The organism is Paenibacillus sp. 01L418 (genome assembly GCF_056400045.1).
Genome location: NZ_JBFTSN010000289.1, coordinates 1 through 8,450 on the forward strand (window position 1 = coordinate 1; position 8,450 = coordinate 8,450).

7 protein-coding genes are annotated in these 8,450 nt (G+C 46.3%); 1 reads left to right on the plus strand and 6 read right to left on the minus strand.

The features are described from left to right. Window positions 1-536, plus strand: a 536-nt coding sequence (locus tag AC1DSE_RS25045; protein WP_477528353.1) for an aldo/keto reductase, incomplete at its 5' end; no start/stop codon positions are given. Between the two features lie 62 nt (window positions 537-598). Here AC1DSE_RS25045 and AC1DSE_RS25050 read toward each other — a convergent pair. The 6 genes from AC1DSE_RS25050 to AC1DSE_RS25075 form a co-directional block, all read right to left on the minus strand. After that, complete coding sequence (locus AC1DSE_RS25050; RefSeq protein ID WP_477511319.1) at window positions 599-1,759, minus strand: sn-glycerol-1-phosphate dehydrogenase; 1,161 nt, start codon at window positions 1,757-1,759, stop codon at window positions 599-601. Window positions 1,760-1,843: 84 nt separating this feature from the next. After that, entirely contained in the window at window positions 1,844-3,724 is a 1,881-nt protein-coding gene (locus AC1DSE_RS25055; RefSeq protein ID WP_477528354.1) for a substrate-binding domain-containing protein, read from the minus strand. Then, complete coding sequence (locus AC1DSE_RS25060) at window positions 3,721-4,932, minus strand: response regulator (protein WP_477528355.1); 1,212 nt, start codon at window positions 4,930-4,932, stop codon at window positions 3,721-3,723. The genes AC1DSE_RS25055 and AC1DSE_RS25060 overlap by 4 nt, the downstream gene beginning before the upstream one ends. 24 nt (window positions 4,933-4,956) lie before the next feature. After that, a complete protein-coding gene (locus AC1DSE_RS25065; protein ID WP_477511322.1) occupies window positions 4,957-6,729 on the minus strand; it encodes a cache domain-containing sensor histidine kinase in 1,773 nt (590 codons plus the stop codon). 117 nt (window positions 6,730-6,846) lie between these two features. Further along, window positions 6,847-7,896, minus strand: a complete 1,050-nt coding sequence (locus tag AC1DSE_RS25070; RefSeq protein WP_441881490.1) for an ABC transporter substrate-binding protein — start codon at window positions 7,894-7,896, stop codon at window positions 6,847-6,849. A 70-nt stretch (window positions 7,897-7,966) separates the two neighbouring features. Next, on the minus strand, window positions 7,967-8,450 hold a 484-nt coding region (locus AC1DSE_RS25075; protein WP_477528356.1), incomplete at its 5' end, for an ABC transporter permease subunit.

An 8,450-nucleotide genomic window follows, 5' to 3' on the forward strand; every position in this document is an offset into this window, starting at 1 on the left:
GACGGAAACTTGGCATTGAAGTTGTTGATCTATTGCTCATCCACTGGCCTGTAAAGGATAAATACTTGGAAACTTGGCGCGCGCTTGAAAAGCTGTACCGTGACGGTTATGTACGTGCAATTGGCGTGAGCAACTTCCAAATCCATCACCTACAGGATGTCATTACAGCAGGTGAATTTGTTCCTATGGTCAATCAAGTGGAATACCACCCGCTTCTTACACAAACGGAGCTTCACACTTTTGCCAAGAGCCGCAGCATTCAGCTAATGGCTTGGAGCCCGCTTATGCAAGGAAACCTGGATCAAAGCGTGCTCGCTGATATTGCTGCCAAATACGGCAAATCGCCTGCTCAAGTGGTGCTTCGTTGGGATCTGCAAAACGAGGTCGTTACGATACCAAAATCGATTACTCCGGCTCGCATTAAAGAAAATGGAGATATTTTCGATTTCACGCTAACGTCTGAGGAAATGGCTCAAATCAGTGCGCTTAACCAAGATCACCGTTTTGGCCCAGATCCAGATAATTTCAACTTTTAAATTAAATCACTTCAAATTAATAACGGCTCCATCCTTGTTTCAAAGGATGGAGCCGTTTTTGCTTAAATGAAATTATAAACGCTTAGTAACGTATATCTGTTTGGTCTAACGAGATGGGCTTTCTGCAAACTTGCTGTGAGCAGCTCCGTATCGACCCCAAGCTCCTCCGTCGTTGTCGGACCGCCAACCTGCTTTAGCCACGCTCTAATTTGGGCTTCATCCGGAAGTGCGGCAATAGCCTCCCGTACCTTCTCAGGATTAGCTGTAAAAGCTAGACCTTCTTCTTCAGCAGCAAGCTGGTGATAAAGCTTGGAAATTTCCGCGCAGGCTACGCCAACCTTTGCACCATGCAGCAGCTGCCTTTTGCCAAGGCGAATATATTCCATTTCCCAGAAATGCGACAAATGATGCTCTGATCCGGACGCCGAATGCGATTGACCGAATAAGAGCATGGCAAGGCCTGACTCAATAAGTGCTTCAATAAGTATGCGAATGCCTTGCTGGTCACGGGTAGCAATTAACGAAGCATTCTCTACACATTTATTAAGTGCAATACGCGTAATTTCAGCAACCTCTTCTGAATAGGGCTCACCGCCTTCAGCTGCGCCAAAGCTCCAATCAAATAACGATGTATATTTTCCTAGCATATCGCCAAAACCAGCAGCTACCATGACTGCTGGCGCCGCTGCGAGGATTTCCAAATCAGCAAATATCGCATCGGGGCCAATGGCTGCGATCGTCTTCTTCTCGCCGCGAATAATAATCGGCGCTCCTTTGGAATTGAAGCCGTCAACAGATGGCGCAGTCGGAACGGATACAAAGGGAATGCCAGCTGTATAAGCGGCATAACGAGAGATATCATGTATCGTTCCTGAGCCTGCTGCAATGACTACTTGTGCTTTGCGCAGTTGAATGTCCAATAAGAGCTGCACGATCGATGCTTCATCCGCAATGACATCGCCTTGACGGTCCGCTTTTATAATCGTCACATGAACAGAAATTCCTTGCGCTGCAATGGCTTCCTCAAGTTGTTTCCCAGCAATGCTGTATGTAATCGCATCCGCAGCAATAACAACCTGACTATACTGCTTTTCCTTTATATATGGAGCTACCGCTTGAAGGGCACCCGCTTCGACAAGCAAAGGGTTTATTTCAATCGCTCGCAACGTTTCTTCATCAAAGCCTGCTGCTAGCTTTTTCACTCTATCAATAAGGTTTGACATGGGCTATGCCTCATTTCGTAGTGTAATATTTTTATTCTGCTCTTGATGGCATACCTTGTCAACTTTAACAGCACTCTCCTTCTATTAATATTCACGGCTTGCTAGCGCCATTTTGGCAGATTCCTGCGTAAAAACGCCTTCAGCAGTAATAATCTTCATCGGAAGCTCCTTGCCCTCCGACAAATCCTTAACCGCCTTCATGAGCTGAGGACCAAGCAGCGCATTGCATTCAACTGCAAAGTTAAGCTTTCCGATACTTAATGCTTTAAGAGCTGACTTTGTTGCATCAACAGAGATGATCGTAATGTCCTTACCCGGCCGCAAGCCAAAATCCTCAATGGCCTCAATAGCGCCTAAAGCCATATCATCATTATGGGAATAAACGACGTTTATCGCAGAGCCATGCCGTTTCAGCGCCGCCGCCATCAGCTCTTTGCCCTTCTTCTTCGTAAAGTCGCCCTGCAATGATTCAAGCAAGGTGAAGTTTTTATCGGTTTGGATAACCTCCTTGAACCCTTGCATCCGCCCAACAGCTGGCGCAGAGTGCGCTGTTCCTTGCAGCTCGACGAATTGATAGGTTTGTCCTTCCTCTGCCTCTTGAATCAACCATCTTGCCGCCCTTCTGCCTTCCTCGCGAAAATCTGATCCGATGTAAGCTGTCCACAGCGTATCATCGCTTACGTTCACTTCACGATCAGACAGTATGACTGGAATTCCGGCCTCCTTCGCCTCCTTCAATACTTCTTCCCAGCCGGTCTCCGTCTTCGGTGAGAAGGCGATCACATCCACCTTTTTGTTTATAAACTGCCGAATCAGTTCAATTTGTTTATCTTGCGACTGCTCCGCATTCTCATAAAGCAGCTCCACACCTGCTTCCTTTGCCGCATTAATGACCGACTTTGTATTCGCGATTCGCCAGCCGCTTTCCGTACCCACCTGTGCAAACCCTAATACTATCGGAGATTGTGCCTCTTGGAGCGTAGGCGCTGGTGAATGCGTAACGCGCGGCTCGCCCTTCCCCTCCAGTTGATTCGTYATTTTCTGACTGCGCAAAATAACCTTTTTGGGAATTCCCTTTTCTTTATTCAATATATCGACCGCATAACGAATCGCTTCCTTGCCGCCAGGGGGGCTTGTAAAAGTGCCTGTCAGCTTGTTCTCCGAGACGAGCTGCAGGCTGCCGTTTTCAGAATTGACGCCATCGATGCCGATAATATTAATATCATTCCTATCAAGCTTCTGTACTGCACGATATGCGCCAAGCGCCATGGCTTCATTATGGGCAAAGATTAAGTCAACCTCGGGTTGATCTTTTAACCAATCCGTTAGCAGATCCTCCGCTCGATCGCGCTGCCAATCCGCATTCATCGTCTGCACGATGCTAAGCTTGGAATTATGAATCGCTTCTCGAAATCCATTGCTGCGTTCTTCAACGGTCGGTGAACCGGCCAGCCCTTGCATTTCAATAATTTTACCGCCCGACTCACCCAGCGTTTCCATTGCAAATTCGCCAGCTTTTCTGCCGATCATTTCATCGTCCGTACCGACATAAAGCGTATAATCATATCCTGTCACGCCTCTTCCGAGCACGATAACAGGAATATTCTCGTAAACGGAGCTGACCGTTTGCGTGAGAGCTACTGGATCATCAAGCGATATGATGAGCAGATCGACGCCATATCCAACCAGCTTCTTCACATCCTTCGCCTGCTGCTCGCTGCTTTGCGCGGCATCGGTGAAGATAACCCGCATATCCGAGTGCCTGCTGACCTCCTGCTGAATTTCCTCATTCATGGCCACGCGCCAAGGCTCGCTCAAATTGGGCTGGGACACCCCGATCAAATAATTGTATCCGCTGTCATTTTTCGTTACCTTCTCGTTCATTACGCACGCCCGCGTCCATACTACCAAAGCCACAAAAATCAAGCAAAGGATAAGAAAACCTGCTGCCTTTCTTCCAATCATGAACGTATCCCTTTCTTATAGACCATCGGCGAGGTTCCAGTCACCTTCTTAAAGGCGCTGCTGAAATAATGCTGGCTGCTGTACCCTACCTTCTCCGCAATTTCATACACTTTGAACAAGGGATCGCTCATCAATTGAATCGCTTTCCGAATTCGAACCTCCGTCAAATAATCGATAAAAGAAAGCCCAAGCTCCCGCTTCAGCTGCTTGCTTAAATAAGTAGGACTCACCTGCACACCTTCAGCGACATCGCCAAGCGTCAGCGAAGGCATGTAGAAATTACGATCAATAAATTTTTTCGTCAAAATAACGATCGGAGACAAGCTCCCTTTGTTGCCAAGCTCTCTTGACAATGTACGGTACAGCTTTGGAAACTCTTCGATACTCTCGACTGCCTGCTGCTCAAAAATAATCGTTTTTTMRAGAAGCGCTTCCATTTTATCTTGAATTTTCTGACCTAACTTGAGCCATTCGTTATAGCTGTCTATACAGCCCATGACGATGATTTGGCCTTTCTTATCGTTAAGCACAACATGATTGCCTGCTCCATTGCCAGCAAGCAGGTCCTCTGTAATGTTTTTCAAAGCAAACTCCAGTAGGTCGCGGTCCCACACGCGCATCGCCTTGCCGGATTCCACGTTTTGAATCACCTTAAAGGCGATCATGCCGACAGCATCTACCCAGCCCAGTCTTAGGAAGGCGGTCTGATTATGAATTTCCTCAGGCGCAATAATGCCTTCCAGCCATTTCAACAAAAACGTATCCCGAATCGCGACGGAATTGGTTTTGAGCTGCTGATCCATCCATTCCAGCTTTTGCTCATTGTCTCGTTTCTGCTCAAGTTCGCTTATTGCTTTGCGCACAACAGTCTCCAGCTTGCTTTTCATTACAGGCTTGAGCATATATTCAAATACATGCAGCTTTACGGCCTGCTGTGCATAACGAAACTCATCATGTCCTGAAATAACTATGACAATGCTGCGTTCCAGCGTTTGCCGCAGCCGCTCAATGAACTCCAGCCCGTCTACAAATGGCATGCAAATATCAACAAACAAAATATCAGGCTTACGCTCCTCCGCAAGCTCAAGCGCTTGCAAGCCGTTCTCGGCTTCGCCTACCAGTTCTATGCCAAGCTCCTCCCAAGGAAGCACCTTGGCTAATCCTCTGCGAATCTTCGGCTCATCATCCGCAATAAGCAGCTTCCACATCTCCATACCCCCAGCCATTTCAAGTTATCCAACCATTAACGGTAGTTTTACCACGATTTTGGAGCCTTGTCCCCGCTCGCTCTCAATGGTAAGACCATAACCAGAGCCATATGACAGCTTGATTCGTTCATTCACATTGTACAATCCATAACCTCGATCCTCACCGCTTTGCCGGATAGCATGAAACGATTCATTCATCTGAATCAGCCGCTCCGCTTCAAACCCAACGCCGTCATCTTCAACGACGAGAACCAGCTTATTGTCTTCTGTAAAGCCATGTATACGAATCGTGCCTTTAGCCAGCTTTTCTTTGATGCCATGATAAATCGCGTTCTCGACGAGCGGCTGCAAAATGATTTTGAGCACGCTTAGCGTCTGCAGCTCCTGCGGAATGTCGATCTCGAAGGATAACTTATCCTCATATCTGGCCATTTGAATAATCAAATAACTCTCCACATGCTGTATCTCGTCGCTAAGCGGAATAACCTCTCGACCTTTGCTAAGGCTGATTCGGAAGAGATGAGTTAAGGCAACAACGATATCGACGATATCATCGGCATCCCGGTCCTGTGCCATCCACTGAATCGTATCCAGCGTGTTATAGAGGAAATGGGGTTTAATTTGTGCTTGCAATATTTTCAGCTCAGCCTCGCGTTTCTCCCTTTGCTCCAAATATACGAGATGAATCAAATTGTCAATTTCCTGCACCATATGGTTAAAGCTATTGCCCAGCTGTCCGATCTCATCTTTCGTTTTACTAGGAAAGCGCAGATGAAGCTCGCCTTCTTCTACCTTCTTCATTAAACTGCGCAGCTTCCCAACAGGACGAACGATCGCATTTGTGAAATACCAGGATGCCATAAAGGCAAGCAGCAGCGTGACCAGCGCAATGATAACGGTATAAAATTGAATGTCCGCAACGACCTGAAGCGACTCCTTAAGCGGAAACACGCCGACGATTCGCCAATCAAACTCTGGAAAGGTATTATAGATCATCTGGTATTCAAGCTCATTGACTTGGCGAATGACTTTGCCAGAGCGCCCCTCCATCCAATCGCCCGAAATGCGGTACACAATCGGATTGACTGGCGAATACACGACACCGCCATTCTCATCCATAATAAAAATAAAGCCGCTTTTCCCTAGCGATACCGATTCTACGATCGCCTGAATAATGTCTAATTTCATATCGATCAAAATAACGCCAAGCACTTGGCCGGTCAATGGGTCCTTTACGGCCCGCACGAACGACAGCACCTGATCGGCGCTTAAATTTTGCTCTGCTCTAATATTTCTCCCAATCGGATGGCTGAACAAATGAATATGCTCCGGCTGAAGAGCTGCCTTCTTATACCACTGCTCTTCCGTCATAAAATCTCTCGTAATCGGCTCTAAGCCGCTGCTTGCGAATTGGTTGTTGCGGCTCACAATCATTGCTCCCGCAATTTCTACATGCTTCTCTATATAGACCCTCTGAAGTTTCCTCACCTTAGAATCCAGCAGCTTCAGCTGCCCTGATTCGTTATTCGACCTTCTCATAAATTCGATGACCGACGCGTCCTGCGACAAATAATAAATAATGTTATCCATTTCTTTTATGTATACTTCAATGTGGTTTTTAACCTGATCCATCATTTGCACCGTATGTGCGTTCGTTTCCTCTTCAATAGCATTTTTGTATAAGGTGCTGCCCAGAATGCTGAGCGCAGCGATTGAAAATAAAATAATGATGACGAAATAAAATAAAAGCTTGAAACGGATACTACGATTCGCAAATAAACCGCTTAGCATAAACATTCAATCCGTCCTCATCAAATAATGATCATTTCCTTTGAAATGCGAAAAACGAAACTGCATAAGAGATTTTTCTCTTCTGCAGTCTCGTAATTTACCTATCTTCAATTGCCATAACGATTAATATTTGCGATTTGGCAGCGCATCGATTGCTTTTTGGCCGAAATAAACGTCCTCATCCGATTTAATCCATTTTTCGAGCGTAGTGCCAGCTTTGTAATCGAGAATCGCTTGCTTCAGCTGTGGTCCCAGCAATGGATTACATTCTACAGTTACATTCATTTTACCTTCTGCAATCGCTTCAAAAGCTGCTTTAATGCCGTCAACGCCTATAATTTTAATATCTGTACCTGGCTTCAAGCCCGCTTCTTCAATCGCTTGAATCGCGCCTAGCGCCATATCGTCATTATGTGCGTAGACAACTTGGATGTTTTTATCCTTTTTCAAATAAGCTTCCATGACCTCTTTGCCTTTGGCGCGAGTGAAATCGCCTGTTTGGGAATAAACGATTTTGTAGCCGGCTTCGCCAGCAATCGCATCCTCGAATCCTTTTTTACGGTCATTCGCTGCGCTTGCGCCTACTGTGCCTTCCAATTGAACGATGTTGACCTGAGCGCCAGCGCCAAACTCATCGATCATCCATTTCGCTGCGTTTTGACCCTCGAGAATAAAGTCAGAGCCGATAAACGATACATACAAGTCCTCATTGCCTTTTGTAATGCCGCGGTCTAGCAAAAACACTGGAATATTCGCATCTTTAGCTTCCTTCAATACCGTTTCCCAGCCTGACTCTACGACTGGCGCAAGTCCAATGGCATCTACTTTTTGGGCGATAAACGTACGGATTGCTTTAATTTGGTTTTCTTGCTTTTGCTGTGCGTCAGAGAATTTAAGCTCGAAGTTCGGATCTTCGCTAAATGTCGCTTTAACCGAATCGGTCTCAGCATCACGCCAGCCGCTTTCCGCACCGATTTGCGCGAATCCTACAACCAGCTTCTTGTTCGCTTCCGGTGGTGCTTCCGTTGCCGCATTCTCTGTTGGCTTGTTTGTTGCATTTCCGCTTGCTGGTTTGTTGCCCCCATTATTGCTGTTGTTGCCACAACCGGCGATCAATCCTACCAGCATAATCGCAGCTAGCATCGTGACGATAAACGGTTTCTTTCTGTTCATTCTTATTTCCTCCCTATCGAACTTGTATTGGCTACACTCTCAATATACAAATGTTGCAAATGTTCTGTATTTACAAATTAACGACTTTATTTTCAAATTTCGGTTTATTTTTGGAAGCTGGCAAAGCGTTTTTTTCTTTTCTCATCACAATAATCCGTTGAAAAGCCATGAAAAGAAACAATAAAAATCCAATAGTAATCTTGGTCCACCAAGAGCTGAGCGTCCCTTGAAACATAATGATCGTTTGTATAATGCCTGTACAAAGCACGCCGAGCGTTGGCCCGATCAAATAACCAAATCCGCCAGTGAGCAAAATACCGCCAATAACGCACGACGCAATGGCATCCATTTCCATACCCATCAAATGCAGCGAATAGCCTGACAGCATATAGAGTGTAAACACGATGCCCCCAATTGCAGAAAACAAACCGCTTAAGGTGTATACAAGAATCGTCGTTCGAGCAACAGGCAGCCCCATCAAAACAGCGGACTTTTCACTGCCGCCAATCGCATACACCGCCCTGCCAAAGGAGGAATACCGCCCAATCAGGAGA

Coding starts and splice junctions, on each gene's coding strand:
- AC1DSE_RS25070 (WP_441881490.1), bottom strand. CDS start 7,896: ATGAACAGAAAGAAACCGTTTATCGTCACGATGCTAGCTGCGATTATG.
- AC1DSE_RS25050 (WP_477511319.1), bottom strand. CDS start 1,759: ATGTCAAACCTTATTGATAGAGTGAAAAAGCTAGCAGCAGGCTTTGAT.
- AC1DSE_RS25065 (WP_477511322.1), bottom strand. CDS start 6,729: ATGTTTATGCTAAGCGGTTTATTTGCGAATCGTAGTATCCGTTTCAAG.